Raw genomic sequence first — 16586 nt, 5'->3', positions numbered from 1 at the left:
GGTGGCGGGACATCGCCCCCGGACCCGGCTAGCCGAGCTGGACGCCGAAGAACAGCGCCGCCAGCGCGCCGACCAGCCCCAGCGCGCCCCAGATCGCCAGGCCCTTCGGGGTCTTGGCCTGGGCGTGCAGGAACGCCGAGACGCCCGACAGCACCACGAAGCCCAGCTTGACGTTGAGCGTCATCGCGGCGGGACCGGAGAAGCCGGCGGCCTGCATGTTCCAGATGCCGGTCAGCAGCAGGACGCCGAACGCGGGCCAGGCGACCAGGTTGAAGCGGGTGGCGGCGACCTTGGTGACGCCCTCGTATCCGCGCAGCGCTGGGACCAGCGCGCCCAGGGTGAGCTGGCCGCCCACCCAGATCGTCGCGGCCAGGACGTGCAGGAAGACGCGCACGTTCTCAAGGGTGATGGCGAGCATGGCGGACTCCTCGGGGTCGTGCGGGGGTTCTCAGCGGCCGGGACGGTGCCAGAGCTGGACGCCGTCGCGGTCGGCCACCAGGCGGAAGCCCTGGCCGGGCAGCGCGGCGATGGCGGCGGGGATCTCGGCGGGCGGCACCGGCACCACCGAGGGGCGCCTGGTGTCCACGACCACCCAGTCCACGGGGGCCCGGGTGACGTTGGGGAACAGCACCACCTCGGCGCGGCCGGTGAGCTGGGGGGCCAGGAAGTTGGAGGCGGCGACCCGGGCGTCGTCGGGGACCATGGCCAGCACCTGGCGGGCCGCGGTGACGTGCGGGGTCGTCGTCCAGAACGACGGCGAGAACATCTTGCCGAACTCGGTCCCCGGCAGGCTCACCAGCGAGACGGCCAGCGCCGCGGGGACGGCGAACCGCGCGTACGTCCGCACCGGGCGGCGCGCGCCGCCCCGCATCCGGACCACGGCGTCGACCAGCGCGACGAACAGGATCGGCATGAGGATCGCGTTGTAGTGGACGCGTTCGGTGCTCCAGTGCAGGGAGATCGTGGAGACCAGCCGGTAGCCGACCACCGGCAGCGCGATCAGCGTGATCGGCGAGCGCAGCGCGGCGAACGCCGTCACCACGCCCAGCATCCACAGCAGCCACAGCTTCTGCGGGTGCTCGACGAGGCTGGCGGGGAAGCCGAGCAGCGTGCCCAGCAGGTCGCCGCCCGCCCCGGGGGAGCCGTGGACCATGCCGCCGCCCGACACGCTGCCGAAGTAGGCGTAGCCCTTGGGGTTCCACAGCGGGATCAGCACCAGGACGATCACCGCGATGGCCGCGAACCCGCCGCCGAGCATCGCCGCGCCCAGCCGCCACCGGCGGCGCAGCAGCAGGTAGACCCCGACCGCCGCGACGACCAGGCCCATGTCCTCCTTGACCAGCAGGACCGGCAGCGTCCACAGCGCGGCGGCCCGCCAGCGCTCCTCCGCCAGCGCGACCATCGCGAACGCCAGCAGCGGCACCGCCAGCGCGATCTCGTGGAAGTCGAACGCGACCGCGCCCTGCAACCCGAACGACAGCCCGTAGGCGACCATCACGGCGACGCCGGACCGCACGCCCAGCCGGTCGATCGCCAGCCGGCCGACCGGGACCACCGACACCGCGATCAGCACGGCCTGCACGACCAGCAGCAGCCGGGCGTCCGGCCACAGCCGGTACAGCGGCCCGAGCGCCGCCAGCCACGGGTGGAAGTGGTCGCCGAGCAGGTGGAAGCCCGGCTCCTTCAGCGGCACGATCGGGGCGCGGAACTCCGCGTAGCCGCGTACCGCCTGCTCGAAGATCCCCAGGTCGTAGCCGGTGCTGCGGAGCAGGGCGTGCCGCATCAGCGAGTGGACGCAGTACAGCGCCGCGAAGAGGGCGGCGACCGCCACGGGCAGCCGGGCGTGCGGGCGGCCCCCGGGGCCGGGACGCCCCGGCGCGGCGGCCCCGCCGCCGGGGGAGGCCGCGGGCGGGCCCTCGGCGACCGCCGTCTCGTCTCCGCTCACCTGACCGTCCACTGTCCCGTCTCTCCGGCGCCTGGGAATCCGTATGAGGGTACAAACACGGGTCGCCTCCCCGCACCGCCGCGACGGCGGGGCGCGGGCGCGGGCCGTGCGCCGGAGGCGCACTGGCACCGTTCCGCGCCCTATACGCTCGAAGCCCCGGCCGCACGCGCCGGACCGATGCCGTAACCACCAGGGGAGAAGGACCGATGGGCGCCGGGCGAGTGCTCACGCGCATCAGCGTCGCGCCGGCGTTGCTGATCGTCGCGTGGTTGGCGGTGTCCCTGCCGCTGCTGATGGCCGGATGGTTCCGGCCGCTGCCGGTGATCGGGCTGTTCCTGCCGCTGGCCGCCGGGGCGCTCTGGCTCGGCCTGCGGGAACGCCCCGGGCCGGCCGCCCGCGAGCCGGTGGGGACGCCCCGCTGGGCGACCGCGGGGGTGCTGGCGGCCGGGCTGGTGTTCCTGGTCGTCGAGCTGGCGCTGGTCTCCGAGCAGATCGTGCCGCGCCGCGACCCGGCCTCCTACGTGCAGTTCGCGGTCTGGCTGAGCGAGCACGGGTCGCTGCCGATCCCGCAGGACCGGGCGGCGTTCGGCGGCGGAGACCCGGCGCTGACCTACGGCAGCCCGGCGTTCTACCAGCGGGGCGAGTCGATCGTCCCGCAGTTCATGGCGGGCCTGCCGATGGTGCTGGCGCTGGGCCACTGGCTGGGCGGGATGACCGGGCTGCTGGCGGTCGCGCCGGTGCTGGGCGCGTGCGCGGTGGTGGCGTTCGGCGGGCTGGCGGCGCGGCTGGTCGGGCCCCGCTGGGCCCCGGCGGCGGCGCTGCTGCTGGCGGTGACGCTGCCGATGCTGTGGGCCGCGCGGTCCAGCTACAGCGAGCTGGTCGCGCTGCTGCTGTTCCTCGGCGGGCTGTCGCTGCTGCACGACGCGCGGAACGCCGACGTCGCGGCGGCGCGCGGCCGGGCGTTCCTGGCGGGCCTGGCGCTCGGGCTGATCGTGCTGGTGCGGATCGACGGGCTGCGCGACGTGCTGCCGGTGCTGGCGTTCGCCGGGCTGCTGACGGTGACCGGGGTGGCGTGGGGCGTGCCGACGCCGTTCTCCCGGCGGGTCGGGTACGCGCTGGGCGGCGGGCTGCTGCTGGGCGTGGGCGCCGGGCTGGCCGAGGGGTTCGTGCTGTCACGGCCCTACCTGGAGTACCTGAGCGACTCCCTCGATCCCCTTCTGATGATCAGCGCGGCGGCCGTGGTGCTCACGGCGGCGCTGGTCCTGGCGCTGCGGAACCGGCGGACCGGCCCGGTCCTGCTGCGCGCGGCCGGGCGGCTGTCGCGACCGCCGTTCCCGACGGCGGTGGCCGTGCTGACCGTCCTGGTGACGGTCGGGTTCGCGGTGCGGCCGCTGGTCCAGACGGTGGTGCGGGTGCCGGTGTCGCAGCCGGACAAGGACACCGCCGCCTACATCGAGTTCCTCCAGCGGTTCGAGAAGCTGCCGGTCGACGGCGCGCGCCAGTACTACGAGAACTCGCTGATCTGGGTGGCCTGGTACGCCGGCGTGCCCGCGCTGCTCGCCGCGACGATCGGGTCGGCGCTGCTGGCGCGGCGGCTGCTGCGCGGCCGCGACCCGCAGTGGCTGCTGCCGCTGGCGGTGGTCGCCTGGACGTCGGTGACGACGCTGTGGCGGCCGGGCATCACCCCCGACCAGCCGTGGGCGTCGCGGCGCTTCCTGCCGGTCGTGATCCCCGGCCTGCTGCTGATCGCGCTGTGGGCGACGGCCCGGGCGGTGCGGGCCTACCGGCGCAACGGGCACGGGCCGCGCGCCACCCGCGCGGTGGCGGTCGGCGCCGTGACGGTGCTGGCGGTCCCGGCGCTGGGGATGGCGATCCCGTCGTTCTACCCGCCCGTCGAACGCGGCTCGGTCGCGGGCGTGGCGGGGCTGTGCCGCCAGATCGGCGGCGGGAAGCGGTCCGTGGTGATCGTGGACAAGCTCACCGGCGAACGGTTCAGCCAGGTCGTGCGGGGCATGTGCGGCCGGCCGGCCGCCCGCACGGTGGCGGGGGCCCGGCCCGACGACGTGCGGCGGATCATCGACCGGATCCGCGCGGCGGGCCGGACGCCCGTCGTGCTGGGCGCGAAACCCGACGACGTCGCGCCCTACGGCCGGCCCCGCCACGCGCTGAAGCTGCGCGCGCGGCAGGACGGCCACACCCTGGTCAGCCCGCCGCACGGCACCTGGACCTACAACGTCGACGTCTGGCTGGCCGAACCGGCCCCCTGACCGGCCGCTCAGCCCCGCCGGCGCAGCAGGTACCGCTGGACCTTGCCGCTGGGGGTCTTCGGCAGCTCCGGCACGAACGTCACCCGGCGCGGGTAGGCGTGCGCGGCCAGCTCCTTCTTGACGAGCCGCTGGAGTTCGGCGACCAGGGCGTCGTCGGGCTCGACGCCGTCGCGCGGCACGATGTGGGCGACCAGGACCTCGCCGCGCAGCTCGTCGGGGACGCCGACGACCGCCGCCTCCGCCACCGCCGCGTGGCGGGTCAGGACCGACTCCACCTCGAACGGCCCGATCCGGTACCCCGCCATCAGGATCACGTCGTCGTCGCGGGAGCCGAAGTACAGATAGCCGTCGGTGTCGCGGGAGGCCAGGTCGCCGGTGAGGTACCAGCGGCCGTCGGCGGAGAACCGCTCGGCGGTGCGCTCGGGGGCGTCCCGGTAGCCGGTGAACCAGAACAGCGGGCTCGCCGTCCGGTCCACCGCGACCCGGCCGCGTTCGCCGGGCGCGGCGGGCTCGTCGCGCCCGGCGTCCAGCACCTCGACGGCGAAGCCGGGCAGCGGGCGGCCCATCGAGCCGGGCCGGGTCTCGCCGCGCAGGTCGGGGTGCCAGGCGTTCGCGACGATCATGCTGGACTCGGTCTGGCCGTAGTGGTCCAGGACCGGCAGGCCGAGGGCCCGCTCCGCCCACTCGACCACGTCGGGCGTCAGCGGCTCGCCCGCCGAGGAGCAGCGGCGCAGCCGCAGCCCCGCCGGGACGGTCCCGGAGTTGCGCAGGGCGCGGTAGACGGTCGGGGCGGCCGAGAAGTTCGTGACCCCGAACCGCTCCAGCACCCGCCAGGTCAGCTCGGGGGAGAACGGGGCGCGCAGCAGCAGGCTGGTCCGCCCCATGATCAACGGGGTGATGACCGCGAAGTACAGGCCGTACGCCCAGCCGGGGTCGGCGGCGTTCCAGTACACGTCGTCGGGCTCGCATCCGAGGGCGTACTCGACGTACATCCGCATCGACGCCATGGAGCGCAGGGGGATCGGGACGCCCTTGGGCGTGCCGGTCGTCCCGGAGGTGTACAGCTCGACCAGGACGCCGTCGCCGCCGGTCACGGCCGGTTCGGTGACGGGCGCGGCGTCGCGGAGCAGGGCGTCGGACTCCTCCCCGACGGTGATCACCCGCCAGGGGGCGTCGGCGGGGATCGCCTCGCCCGGCTCCAGCTTGGCCCGCTGGTCGGCGTCGGCGACCACGACCCGGGTGCCGTTGCCGGTGATCCGCATGGCGATGGCGGGCGGCGCGAACGCCGTGAACAGCGGCACCTGCACCGCGCCGAGCCGCCAGATCGCCAGCAGCGTGACGACGAGCTCCGCGGACCTGCCCATCAGCGTCGCGACCCGGTCGCCGGGGCCGACGCCGAGCGCCCGCAGGGCCCCGGCGAGGCGTTCGGAGCGTTCGCGCAGCTCCCCGAAGGTCATCTCGCGGCTCGACAGGTCCGGCTCCACCAGCGTGAACGCCACCGCGTCGGCGGGGTGCCGGTCGCACATCAGGGTCGCGGCGCGGGCGTCGGGCGCGGCGTACTCGGCCAGGAACGCGTGCAGGCGCTCCTCCGGGGTCAGGCTCATGGACGATGTCCTCGCAGGTCAGACGGGTAAGGGCGCACCCCATCATGCAAGTGCGCCCTTACGTCGTCCACCCCCGGACGGGGGTCAGCCCACGTGGACGAGCGGACGGCGCTCGGCGTCCGGCTCGGCCTGGCGGAGGATCTCGCGGGTCAGCGGCGGCACGTCGCCGCCGCCGAACACCAGGTACCGCAGCAGCGCGCCGACCGGGTTGCCCTCGGCCCAGTGGAAGTAGACGTGCGGGAGCCTGCCGGTCTCGTCGCGCAGTTCCAGCAGGATCGCGGCGATGGCGTTGGCGACGCTGGGGCTCTCGGCGCGCAGGATGCGGTAGCCGTGCCGCTCCTCCCCGGTCACCCTGATCTCCGACTCGAACTCCGAGGCGTCGCCGACGGTGATCTCCAGGAATAGCAGGGTCTCGGCGCTGCGCAGCCGGTGCAGCTCCCACGCCTCGCGCGCCTTGTCGACGTACTCGGTCTGGTCACGGTCGTCGGGCTCGTTGGCGATGATGCGGATCTCGCCGGCCTCGCACAGCCAGCGCCGCACCTCGTCGGAGATCGTCACCCCGGTGACGCGCAGCTCGGTGGAGCGGGTCGCGCGGGAGACCAGCGAGGTCACCACGATCGCGACGCAGAACAGGACCGCGATGACCAGGCCGTCGGGGCGTTCGACGATGTTGGCGACGGTGGCGTAGGCGAGGATCGCCATGATGGTCCCGAAGCCGAACGCGGCCCCGCGCCGTCCCCGCTTCCACGCCGACAGCGTCGCCGCGACCGCCGCCGACAGGATCAGCGCCAGCACGCCGGTCGCGTACGCGCCGCCCTGCGCCTCGACCTCGGCGCCGAACAGGAACGTGATCGCGAACGACACCACCGTGAAGATCAGCACCATCGGGCGGGTGGCGCGGGACCAGTCCGGGGCCATGCCGTAGCGGGGCAGGTAGCGCGGCACGATGTTGATCAGCCCGGCCATCGCCGAGGCCCCCGCGAACCACAGGATCGCGATCGTGGCGACGTCGTAGGCGGTGCCGAACCAGTCGCCCAGGTACTCGTGCGCGATGTAGGCCAGCGCGCGGCCGTTGGCCTGACCGCCCTCCTCGAACTCCTTGTGCGGGATCAGCACGGTGGTCGCGAAGCTGGAGGTGATCAGGAACACGCTCATGATCAGGGCGGCGGTGGTGAGCAGCTTGCGCGCGCCCCGGATCCGTTCCTGGAGGTCACCCTTGACCAGCGGCATCACGGCCACACCGGTCTCGAACCCGGACATGCCGAGCGCGAGCTTGGGCATCACCAGCAGCGACGCGGCGAGCATCGCGACGGGGCTGGCGTAGTCGACGCGCAGCGCGTTGTTCCAGTCGGTCACCTGCCCCGGATCGCCGATGACCTGGGCGATGGCGGTGCCGACGACCACGACGTTCAGCGACAGGTAGACCGCGACCAGCACCACCGCGATCGAGATCGCCTCGCTGAACCCGACGAGGAACACCGCGCCCAGCGCCGCGATCAGCGCCAGCGTGACCGCGACCTGCCAGCCGTCCATCCAGTGCGGGACGAACGGGTTGTGCAGCAGGTGCGCGGTGGCGTCGGCCGCCGACATGGTGATCGTCACGATGAACGCGGTCGCCACGAACCCGAGCAGCCCCAGCACCAGCAGCTTGCCGCGCCAGCCGGGCAGCAGGCTCTCCAGCATCGACAGCGACCCCAGCCCGTGCGGGCTCTGCCCGGCCACCGACCGGTACACCGGCAGCGCCCCGAACAGCGTGAGCGCCACCAGCATCAGCGTCGCGACCGGGCTGAGCGCGCCCGCCGCGAGCGCGGCGATGCCCGGCTGGTAGCCCAGGGTGGAGAAGTAGTCCACGCCGGTGAGGCACATCACCTGCCACCAGCGGTGCTGCTTGTGCGGCACGTCCTCGTGCGAGGGCACCGGCCGCCGGTGCGGCCCCGTCCTGCGACCGGGCCGGTGCTGCAGTCCCTGCAACAGCCAGCGCCGCACCGACGAACCGCTCGAAGGCTGGACCTCGGTGCTACTCACCCGTTCTCACCCTTTGCCCCCCGTGGCCGACAAAACGGTGCATGCTATCCGCGCTCGCGCCCGCACGGCGATTCACCGACCGTGATCGTCAGGGTGTCCCCGCCCTCGGCGGCCCTACCCCCGGGCCGCATGGGTTGATCTTCCGTTCGGGGCGGGGGGCGCGCCACCGTCCGGCCGGCACGGGGAGACGCGCCGCCGGGGCGCCGGCGCGGATCGCGCCGACGCCCGCCTTGGACGTCTCAGGCGTTGAGGAGCCCGAGCATCTGCCGGATCTGGTCGGACCGCGACTCCACGACGCGCTGGGCGAACGCCTTGGTCTCGGCGTCGCCGCCCCTGCTCGTCTCCGTCCGGGCCATCTTCACCGCGTTGTGCTGGTGGGCGAGGAAGAGGCTGAGGAACGCGTTCTCGAACTCGGCGCCCTTCGCGCCGCGCAGGGCGCGGATCTCCTTCTCCCCGGTGGCGGGCATGCCGCCGTGGTCGGCGTGCGCGCCCGGCGCGTGGTCGACCGTGGTCGGCTCGGACCAGCGGGTGAGCCAGGAGCGCATCGTCCGCACCTCGTCGGCCTGCGTCGCCGCGACGGCCGCGGCCAGCCTGCGCACCTCCTCGCGCGGCGCCCGGCCGGCGGCCAGCCGGGCCATCTCCAGGCCCTGCCGGTGATGCTCGATCATCATCTGCAGGAACATCACGTCGGCGTCGTTGTGACCGGGCGCGGCCGCCGCGTTGGCGGCGGGGCGCCCGTGCCCGTGCCCGTGTCCGGCCTTCGGCGTGCCGGCCCCGGTACCGCACGCCGTCAGCAGCAGGGGGGCCAGCGCCGCCAGCGCCACGGCGCGGCGTCCGAGACGGGGGCTCACAGCGGCAGCCACAGGGCCAGCGTGAACGGCGGCTCCCAGCTGCGGATCGCCGTGTGGGACTGGCGGCAGCGGTACCGGACGCCGTCGTGGGTGACCTCGTCGCCGATGCGGTACGTCACGCCCGCCTCCCACCGCCGCCCCGTCCCGGAGGTGCCGGTCGGCGTCGGCTGGGCGGTCGGCCGGGTGGTCGGGGTGGAGGTCGGCGACGTCGTCGGCGTGGGCTGGGGGGCCGGGGTGGTGGGCGGGGTCGTGGGCCTGGGATCCGAGCCGCCGCCGACGTTCAGGTCGACGCAGTTGTAGAACGCCATCGGGGTGTCGCCGATGTTCCACACCGCGAGGACGGTGCGCCGCCCCGGGAACTCGCCGAGATCGACCTCGTGCGTCACGACCGCCTCGGGCTGGCGGTTGCCGTCGTTGAAGACGGCGACGCGGGTGCCGCCGACGAAGTACTCCCAGGAGCTGGTGCGGTGCCGCGCGGTGAGCGCCCACTTGAAGGTCACCTTGGTGCCGACGGCCTTCGCCGGCCAGTTGCGGCTCTCGTCGGACAGCACGGCGAACTGGCCGAGGTTCGCGTGGCAGTTGCGCAGCCCCTTGGGGCCCTCCACGCTCTGCGGCTCGAACTGGACGGGGCCGCAGTCCGGCACGGCGCGCTGCGCGCACAGCGCCTGCCGGCTCGGCGGCGAGGAGACGTAGCCGTGCGCGGACGCCGGGGACGCGACGACCAGCGTCGACCCGGCGGCCGCGACGGCGGCGAGCGGATAGGCGACGAACCTGCGCATGCGAGGCCTCCGAAGTGTCGTAGGGGGAGGACCGCCGGAACGTCCGACGGCCACGATCACCGTCAGGACGGTAACGACGAGCGTCCTAAGACCTCCTTAAGAGCCCCAAAAGTGATCATGAACGTGCGGCCGGCCGGGCCTGACCGGGCAGGACGGGGATTTCGCCCGGAATTACTTAGGTGCCTAAAGAATTGACAGCTAAAAATCAGAAGGCTAAGAAGAGGGGCATGGAGTTGCGCGATCTCGGCCTCGGTGACCTGGACGAACTCGGTCCCGTGGCGCAGTGGCCCATCGGACGGCTGTTCGCGCTGGCCGCCCAGAAGTCGGGTCCGGTGTTCGCCAAACTGGTCGAGCACACCGGGGTCAGCCCCAGCGGTTTCCTGGTCCTGCGCGCGCTCGACGGCAGGGACGGGCAGCGCCCCAGCGACCTGGCCAGAACGCTGATGGTCAGCCCGGCCACCCTCACCACCGTCGCCGACACCCTGGCGCGCTACGGGCATGTCGAACGTCGCCGCGACGAACACGACCGCCGCGTGGTCCGGCTGCACATCACCGAGACCGGCCGCGGCCTGGTCGCGATGACCGCCGAGCGCATGCAGCCCTACTTCTGGGAGCTGTACGACGTGGTCGACGAGGCCGACGAACCGGCCGTGCGGCGCTTCCTGCTGTCGCTCATCACCCGTTTCGACGCCGTCCTCGGCGAGATCGACATCGACGAGATCCTCAAGCGGGCCACCTCCTCCCCCACCGACGCGCCCCCCTGAGAGGCGTCCGGCACCGCCCCGGCCTCCTCCGGGAAGGGGCCGGGGCGCGGGAATGTCAGAAGTCCATGCCGCCCATGTCGCCGCCGTCGGCCGGGGCGGCGTTCTTCTCGGGCTTGTCGGCGATGACGGCCTCGGTGGTGAGGAACAGCGCCGCGATGGAGGCGGCGTTCTGCAGCGCCGAACGCGTCACCTTGGCCGGGTCGATGATGCCCGCCTCGAACATGTCGACGTACTCGCCGGTGGCGGCGTTGAGGCCGTGGCCGGGGGTCAGGTTGCGGACCTTCTCCACCACGACGCCGCCCTCAAGGCCGGCGTTGACGGCGATCTGCTTCAGCGGCTCCTCCAGGGCGCGCTTGACGATGTTGGCGCCGGTGGCCTCGTCGCCCTCCAGTTCCAGCTTCTCGAACGCCCCGTTCGAGGCCTGGAGCAGCGCCACGCCGCCGCCGGGGATGATGCCCTCCTCCACGGCCGCCTTGGCGTTGCGGACGGCGTCCTCGATGCGGTGCTTGCGCTCCTTGAGCTCCACCTCGGTGGCCGCGCCGGCCTTGATGACCGCGACACCGCCGGCCAGCTTGGCCAGACGCTCCTGGAGCTTCTCGCGGTCGTAGTCGGAGTCGGTGGTCTCGATCTCGGCGCGGATCTGGTTGACCCGGCCCGCGATCTCGCCGGCGTCACCGGCGCCGTCCACGAGGGTGGTCTCGTCCTTGGTGACCACGACCCGCTTGGCCCGCCCGAGCATGTCCAGGGTGGTGGACTCCAGCCTCAGCCCGATGTCCTCGGAGACGACCTGGCCGCCGGTCAGGGTGGCGATGTCGCCGAGCATGGCCTTGCGGCGGTCGCCGAAGCCCGGGGCCTTGACGGCCACGGACTTGAACACGCCCTTGATCCGGTTCACCAGCAGCGTGGCCAGCGCCTCGGACTCGACGTCCTCGGCGATGATCACCAGCGGCTTGCCGGTCTGCATGACCTGCTCCAGCACCGGGACCAGGTCCTTGTTGGCCGAGACCTTGCCCTGGACGATCAGCAGGTAGGGCTCCTCGAAGACGGCCTCCATCCGGTCGGTGTCGGTGATGAAGTAGGGCGAGATGTAGCCCTTGTCGAAGCGCATGCCCTCGGTGAGCTCCAGCTCCAGCCCGAAGGTGTTGCTCTCCTCGACGGTGATGACGCCTTCCTTGCCGACCTTGTCCATCGCCTCGGCGATCATCTCGCCGATCTGGACGTCACCGGCCGAGATGGAGGCGGTGGAGGCGATCTGCTCCTTGGTCTCCACGTCCTTGGCGAGCTTGGACAGCTCCTGGCTGACCCGTTCGACCGCCGCCTCGATGCCGCGCTTGAGGGACATGGGGTTGGCGCCGGCGGCGACGTTGCGCAGGCCCTCGCGGACCAGCGCCTGGGCCAGCACGGTGGCGGTGGTGGTGCCGTCACCGGCCACGTCGTCGGTCTTCTTGGCCACTTCCTTGACCAGCTCGGCGCCGATCTTCTCCCAGGCGTCCTCGAGCTCGATCTCCTTGGCGATGGACACACCGTCGTTGGTGATGGTGGGGGCGCCCCACTTCTTCTCCAGCACGACGTTGCGGCCCTTGGGGCCAAGGGTGACCTTGACGGCGTCAGCGAGCTGGTTCATGCCGCGCTCGAGACCGCGCCGGGCCTCCTCGTCAAACGCGATCATCTTTGCAGCCATCGCTCCTCCTGCGGTTCTGGGCGGCGTTCCGGGACGGCGCCCGCGACGGACGGCCCGACGGACCTCGCCGTCCCGGCACGCCACCGTGATTGGCACTCGCCTGGTTCGAGTGCCAGGCGACGGTTCGTACCCTAGCCGAAAGTTGCGTGCCACGCATATAGTGCGTGTAGCGCAACAAAGAAGTGGCGCATTGCCGGACGGGCGCGGCCCGCCATGGAACAATCCACCGTTGACCTGAGGAGATCCGGAGGGGGGTACGGGACCGGCGGTCGGCTGCCACGCCCCGACCAGCCGTTCCTCGACCGCACATGTTCGCCGACGAAGCCCACGACATGCGGACGCGCAACAAGCAGGCCACCCGCGAGGCGATCAGCGCCGCCGCGCTGCGGCTGGCGCTGGAGAAGGGCCCCGAGGGGCTGGCCCTGGTGCGGGTCCGCGACATCGCCGAGGCGGCCGGGGTCGCCCCCCGGACCTACAACAACTACTTCTCCAGCCGCGAGGAGGCGATCTGCGCCTTCCAGGCCGACCAGGCCCGGCGGCTGGGCCGCGCGCTGAGCGCCCGGCCCGCCGGGGAGCCGCTGGACGAGGCCGTCATCGCGGCGGTGACCGAGGTCTTCGCCGATCCCGAGCCGGACCGGGGCGGACTGAAGATGATCATGTCCACGCCGTCGTTGCAGGGCGAGGCGCTGAAGGCGTTCGCCATGGCCGAGGAGCCGCTGGCCGCCGCGATCGCCGAACGCCTGGGCGGCGACGCCGGCGAGCTGCGCCCGGCGGTGCTGGCCGCGGCCGTCGCGGGGGCCGTCCGGGTGGCGGGCCGGCACTGGCTCGACAGCACCGATCCCCGGCCCTTCGCCGAGATCCTGGCCGAGGCCCTGCGCCAGGTGCTCCACCCCTGACCGGCGCGACGGACGGGGGAGCGGCGGCGCCCGCGCCGGTCCGCTGGAGGACCGGGGCGGGCGCCGGTGAGGGACGGGTCAGCGCTTGACCACGGTGCCGGTGGTGCGGACGTCGTAGACCTTCTTGTACCAGCCGCACCAGGTGACCCAGTGCTGCTTGGGCTTGAGCGGGCCCTTGCCCTGCTTGCAGATCTTCCAGGCGCCGTACCGGGTGGTCTTGTACCGCAGGATCCACCGGACGGTGATCTTCTTGTTGGTCAGGTTCTGCCAGGCGCCCTGGGGCTGGTACCGGCCGTTCTTCTTCTTCAGGCACGGCCGCACCTGCAGCGTCTTGGCGTAGTTCTTCTGCCAGCGGGCGCACTCGCCCTTGGCCTTGACCCCGGTCGGGGTGCCCAGCAGCGTGGCGACGGCCGTGCCGGGGGCCGCGGAGTCGAGCGTGGCGGCGGCGGGGGAGGGGGCCGGCGGGGCGGTGTGGGCCTGGGCGGCGGGCAGGGCCGGGCCCAGGGTCAGGGTGGCGGCGGTGGCCAGGCCCAGCAGAGCGGCCCGGGACGTCAGTGCGGTAGGCACGGGACTCCTCCAGGGAGGTGGTCGGGATCGGCGGCGGGGGTGCCGCCGTCACCGATCCGACCAGCCCCCGCCCCCGGCCCGACAGAGGTCGGGCGTCCCCCGGGACCCGGCGGGACGTCCCGCCCGCTGACCTGGGGTGATATCCGTCCCAGCGGGACGGCCCGGACGCTGCCGCCTCGGCGAGGTTCGGGACACGCGCTCAGAGGCGGGGGCGGGGTAGGCCGTGGACGGCGCGAAGGCGTTCGCCGGTCTGGACCTCACCGGCCACAGACCGGTGAACGCGGCACCGGCCAGGGTGACGGCGCCGGCCGTGAGGAAGGTGCTGTTGCCGGTCCAACACTGGATCGGCGTGGGGTGGTGCGGGAAAGCCGGGGTGTAGGTAGGCTTCGCATCAACAGGTACACGCTAGGTTCCGACTCGACAGACCCTGCATACCGCCCGGTTGCCTACGCGGTGTTGGCCCAGGTCAGCGCATCGAAAGGTGGCCGTCGGCCTGGTCTGTCCACCCGCACCGCTGTCCACCGCCGAAGCCCGGTCCCGGCCGCATCGGCGGACACCGCCGCCGAGTCATGCGAACTTGATCGCACTTACTTGGCCGCACGAGTCCTATAGACACCCCAAGACAACGCATACTGGGCTTGATGAAAACTTCCCGTGCAGTCACAAAACGTCACCTTCCCACCAGCCCGTTCAAGGCTCCGGCGCCGCCTCCGCCGGTCGAGCGCTTCGAGGTCAACGACCGGGTCACGCACGACAAGTACGGCCTGGGCATGGTCATCGGCGTCGACGAGGCAGCCGTGCTCGTGGACTTCGGGCCGCAGAAGGTCCGGATCGCCACTCCCTTCGCCAAGCTCGAAAAGCTCTGAGACGCACTCCGGTCCCGCCACCCGCGGGTGGCCTCACCCTTGAGAACGCCCCCGCGCGCCAGCGGTCGGCGTAGCGCACCGATCCCGACGACGCGATCGAACGCGACCGGACTCCCCGGACGGCGGAGTTCCCGCCACCGGCCCGCCCCAAGCTGACCAAGACGACGATGTTCGCCCAGTGCCGCGAGCTGGGCTTGCACCCGCCTGCCCCTGTATCGGCAGAGATTCGCCCACGACAATTTTTCTGACCTACGGGCCGAGGAGCCCGCAGGCAGTCGTCCCCTAGTTCCTCCGGGCCGCGTCCTGAATCGCGGGAGGAACGCCGCCGTCCCGCGCTGACCGGAGTCGGCGTACTCGCATGTGCATCTGGTGACATCTCCTCCGGCGATCGGGGGAGTCCACCGGGTTACGACGACGGGCAGGCCCGCTTCCGCGGACCTGCCCGTCGTCGTTCTGCTCCAGGCGCGCCGCTGGAGCGCGCGGAAGCCGTCACTCTCGTTCACTGACTGGTGGACGAGGATCGAACCCGTTTCCGTGCCAGCGGAGATGGTGGCGGTCCGGCCGCCCGCAAAACGGCCGCGGGGGCCGTGATCGATGATCACGGCCCCCGCGGACCCATGCGCGCTGTACCCCCTACCGGATTCGAACCGGCGCTACCGCCTTGAAAGGGCGGCGTCCTAGGCCGCTAGACGAAGGGGGCCCCAGGGTCGCGGTTGGAGTCGCAACCCTTCACTAGGCCAGCATAGGGGACAACCAGGGGCGACGTGCAAACGGTTATGCCCCTTCGCGTGGGGTCGGGGTCGCGGTGCTGGTCGCGGGGGGTGTGCTCGGACTCTGCGGGCTCTGTGGACTCTGCGGGGTCTGCGGGGTCGGGGTGATGGGGCGGTCGGGGGACGGTTCCAGGTGGCGTTCGATCTGGGCGGAGGTCAGGCCGAGGCCGCCCAGGCGGATGTCGTCCCAGCCCTGGAGGCGGTGGGACGTGCGGGAGAAGTACAGGACCGACAGCTCGATGGGGGTCGGCTGCTCGTTCTCCAGGCCGCGCAGGCCCGCGCCTCCGGTGGAGCCCTGGACGAACAGGCGGGTCCCGGTGGGCAGGAGCTTCGTGTTCCGCTTGTGGGCGTGGCCGGACAGGAGCAGGGGGGCCTGGCCGGAGTAGCCCTCGGCCTGGGCCGGGTCGTGGACGGCGATCAGGTCGGGGGTCTGGCCGGACGCGCGCAGCCTCTCGGCCTGGGTGCGGCCCAGCGCGCGGAGCTGGTCGGTGCCCACGTTGTCGTCGCGGGTCGTCTTGTCGGGGGTGAAGCGGGGGTCGCCGATGCCGTAGATCCGCAGGCCCTGGACCTCGCGCATGGCGTCGTCGAGGACGATGGCGTTCTTCTGGCGGGCCACCGCGCGCTGGGTGCCCCGGGAGTCGTGGTTGCCGCGGATGTAGACGTAGGGGACCTTCAGGGTCCCGATGTCGTCGGCGAAGCGGTCCTCGGGCTTGCTGCCGTGGTCGGCCAGGTCGCCGGTGTCGATGATCAGGTTGACCTGGAACTGGGTGGTGACCGAACGGATCACGTTCCAGGCGGCCGGGTTGAGGTGGATGTCGCTGACGTGCAGGACGCGGATCGTGGACGGGTCCGGTTCGTAGGTCGGCAGGGTCGAGGTGGCGGAGTAGAGCTTGGAGACGTTGCCGACCAGGCGGGCGAGCTGGACGCGGTAGGCGGAGAAGCGCTCGACGATGTTGCGGGTGTCGCCGACCAGCTGGGGCGCGTTGGCCAGCAGGCCCGTGTAGCGGGGTTGCGCGATCGAACGCGGGTCGAACGTCGCCCAGGTCGCCAGCGCGATCACCAGCGCGGCGGCGACGGCCGAGCCGAGGCCGAGCAGGGCGCGCCGCCAGGACCGGAAGACCAGCAGCCCGGCCAGGAACGACGCCGCCAGTGCCAGGCCGAGCGCGCGCAGGAGCAGGACGATGATCCCGTGGCGCAGGTCGGCGGCGATCCGATCGGTGATCTTTTCGAGGGCGGTGCCGTCCTCGATCAGCTTGCGGGCCGGCTCGGGGTGCAGTTCGGCGACCGAGGCCCGGAGCTGGAACGGGCCCTCGTGCGTGTCCATGTGGAGCGCGCCCAGCGGGGGGATCTGCACCGTGGTGCCGCCTGACCAGGAGGGACGCAGGTGGAGGGAGACCTCGGTGGGTCCCACGGGGGTCTCGACACGGCCGCCGAGCAGCAGGCCGATCATGCCGCCGAGCAGGCCGACGGCGATCACGGCGAGGATCCGGGCGGTCCGGCGGGCGCGGGGCCCGGTCAGGACGGACGGGAGCCGGACGGAGGTCCGGACGGGCACGATTCCTCCTTCGGTC

The 16586-nt window shown here is 72.7% G+C and carries 13 protein-coding genes and 1 tRNA gene; 4 read left to right on the top strand and 10 right to left on the bottom strand.

Going from position 1 to position 16586, the window contains the following annotated elements; genetic code table 11:
- Positions 1–28 precede the first annotated feature (28 nt).
- Positions 29–418 (bottom strand): hypothetical protein, encoded by a 390-nt coding sequence (locus HNR61_RS07475; protein ID WP_182842402.1) that lies wholly within the window; start codon positions 416–418, stop codon positions 29–31.
- Between the two features lie 30 nt (positions 419–448).
- Positions 449–1945 (bottom strand): DUF2079 domain-containing protein, encoded by a 1497-nt coding sequence (locus tag HNR61_RS07470; RefSeq protein WP_182842401.1) that lies wholly within the window; start codon positions 1943–1945, stop codon positions 449–451.
- Positions 1946–2151: 206 nt separating this feature from the next.
- Here HNR61_RS07470 and HNR61_RS07465 point away from each other — a divergent pair, with 206 nt between their 5' ends.
- A complete protein-coding gene (locus HNR61_RS07465) occupies positions 2152–4212 on the top strand; it encodes a hypothetical protein (RefSeq protein ID WP_182842400.1) in 2061 nt (686 codons plus the stop codon).
- 8 nt (positions 4213–4220) lie between these two features.
- Here the strand turns inward: HNR61_RS07465 and HNR61_RS07460 are convergent, their stop codons facing one another.
- The 4 genes from HNR61_RS07460 to HNR61_RS07445 form a co-directional block, all read right to left on the bottom strand.
- The gene (locus tag HNR61_RS07460; RefSeq protein WP_182842399.1) at positions 4221–5816 is read right to left on the bottom strand and encodes an AMP-binding protein; all 1596 of its coding nucleotides are present in this window, start codon (positions 5814–5816) and stop codon (positions 4221–4223) included.
- 84 nt (positions 5817–5900) lie between these two features.
- The gene (locus HNR61_RS07455) at positions 5901–7841 is read right to left on the bottom strand and encodes an APC family permease (protein WP_182842398.1); all 1941 of its coding nucleotides are present in this window, start codon (positions 7839–7841) and stop codon (positions 5901–5903) included.
- 239 nt (positions 7842–8080) lie between these two features.
- Entirely contained in the window at positions 8081–8704 is a 624-nt protein-coding gene (locus HNR61_RS47390; RefSeq protein ID WP_220509122.1) for a DUF305 domain-containing protein, read from the bottom strand.
- A complete protein-coding gene (locus tag HNR61_RS07445; RefSeq protein ID WP_182842397.1) occupies positions 8689–9471 on the bottom strand; it encodes a lytic polysaccharide monooxygenase in 783 nt (260 codons plus the stop codon). The genes HNR61_RS47390 and HNR61_RS07445 overlap by 16 nt, the downstream gene beginning before the upstream one ends.
- A gap of 227 nt (positions 9472–9698) precedes the next feature.
- Between HNR61_RS07445 and HNR61_RS07440 the strand changes: the two genes are divergently transcribed.
- Entirely contained in the window at positions 9699–10235 is a 537-nt protein-coding gene (locus tag HNR61_RS07440; RefSeq protein WP_182842396.1) for a MarR family winged helix-turn-helix transcriptional regulator, read from the top strand.
- A 55-nt stretch (positions 10236–10290) separates the two neighbouring features.
- Here HNR61_RS07440 and groL read toward each other — a convergent pair whose 3' ends face one another.
- Positions 10291–11916: a chaperonin GroEL gene (groL, locus tag HNR61_RS07435; protein ID WP_182842395.1), complete on the bottom strand. Its 1626-nt coding sequence runs from the start codon at positions 11914–11916 to the stop codon at positions 10291–10293.
- 308 nt (positions 11917–12224) lie between these two features.
- Here groL and HNR61_RS07430 point away from each other — a divergent pair, with 308 nt between their 5' ends.
- Positions 12225–12812: a TetR/AcrR family transcriptional regulator gene (locus HNR61_RS07430; RefSeq protein WP_182842394.1), complete on the top strand. Its 588-nt coding sequence runs from the start codon at positions 12225–12227 to the stop codon at positions 12810–12812.
- Between the two features lie 78 nt (positions 12813–12890).
- On the opposite strand, the gene HNR61_RS07425 is transcribed toward HNR61_RS07430, so the two are convergent.
- Complete coding sequence (locus HNR61_RS07425) at positions 12891–13379, bottom strand: hypothetical protein (protein WP_182842393.1); 489 nt, start codon at positions 13377–13379, stop codon at positions 12891–12893.
- Positions 13380–14020: 641 nt separating this feature from the next.
- Here HNR61_RS07425 and HNR61_RS07420 point away from each other — a divergent pair.
- Positions 14021–14245: a hypothetical protein gene (locus tag HNR61_RS07420; protein ID WP_182842392.1), complete on the top strand. Its 225-nt coding sequence runs from the start codon at positions 14021–14023 to the stop codon at positions 14243–14245.
- Positions 14246–14872: 627 nt separating this feature from the next.
- Here HNR61_RS07420 and HNR61_RS07415 read toward each other — a convergent pair.
- Both HNR61_RS07415 and HNR61_RS07410 read right to left on the bottom strand, forming a co-directional pair.
- A tRNA-Glu gene (locus HNR61_RS07415) sits at positions 14873–14945 on the bottom strand.
- A gap of 74 nt (positions 14946–15019) precedes the next feature.
- Positions 15020–16570, bottom strand: a complete 1551-nt coding sequence (locus HNR61_RS07410) for a metallophosphoesterase family protein (RefSeq protein WP_312897803.1) — start codon at positions 16568–16570, stop codon at positions 15020–15022.
- Between the last annotated feature and the right edge of the window lie 16 nt (positions 16571–16586).

Origin of the sequence: Actinomadura kijaniata (assembly GCF_014138665.1) — a bacterium.
GTDB classification, from domain to species: Bacteria; Actinomycetota; Actinomycetes; order Streptosporangiales; family Streptosporangiaceae; genus Spirillospora; species Spirillospora kijaniata.
This window is presented reverse-complemented; position numbering and strand designations above follow the sequence as displayed.

Bases quoted from the DNA above. Each gene is read 5' to 3' on its own strand.
- HNR61_RS07475 (WP_182842402.1), bottom strand. From the start codon at position 418: ATGCTCGCCATCACCCTTGAGAACGTGCGCGTCTTCCTGCACGTCCTG.
- HNR61_RS07465 (WP_182842400.1), top strand. From the start codon at position 2,152: ATGGGCGCCGGGCGAGTGCTCACGCGCATCAGCGTCGCGCCGGCGTTG.
- HNR61_RS07460 (WP_182842399.1), bottom strand. From the start codon at position 5,816: ATGAGCCTGACCCCGGAGGAGCGCCTGCACGCGTTCCTGGCCGAGTAC.
- HNR61_RS07445 (WP_182842397.1), bottom strand. From the start codon at position 9,471: ATGCGCAGGTTCGTCGCCTATCCGCTCGCCGCCGTCGCGGCCGCCGGG.
- HNR61_RS07440 (WP_182842396.1), top strand. From the start codon at position 9,699: ATGGAGTTGCGCGATCTCGGCCTCGGTGACCTGGACGAACTCGGTCCC.
- groL (WP_182842395.1), bottom strand. From the start codon at position 11,916: ATGGCTGCAAAGATGATCGCGTTTGACGAGGAGGCCCGGCGCGGTCTC.
- HNR61_RS07430 (WP_182842394.1), top strand. From the start codon at position 12,225: ATGTTCGCCGACGAAGCCCACGACATGCGGACGCGCAACAAGCAGGCC.
- HNR61_RS07420 (WP_182842392.1), top strand. From the start codon at position 14,021: ATGAAAACTTCCCGTGCAGTCACAAAACGTCACCTTCCCACCAGCCCG.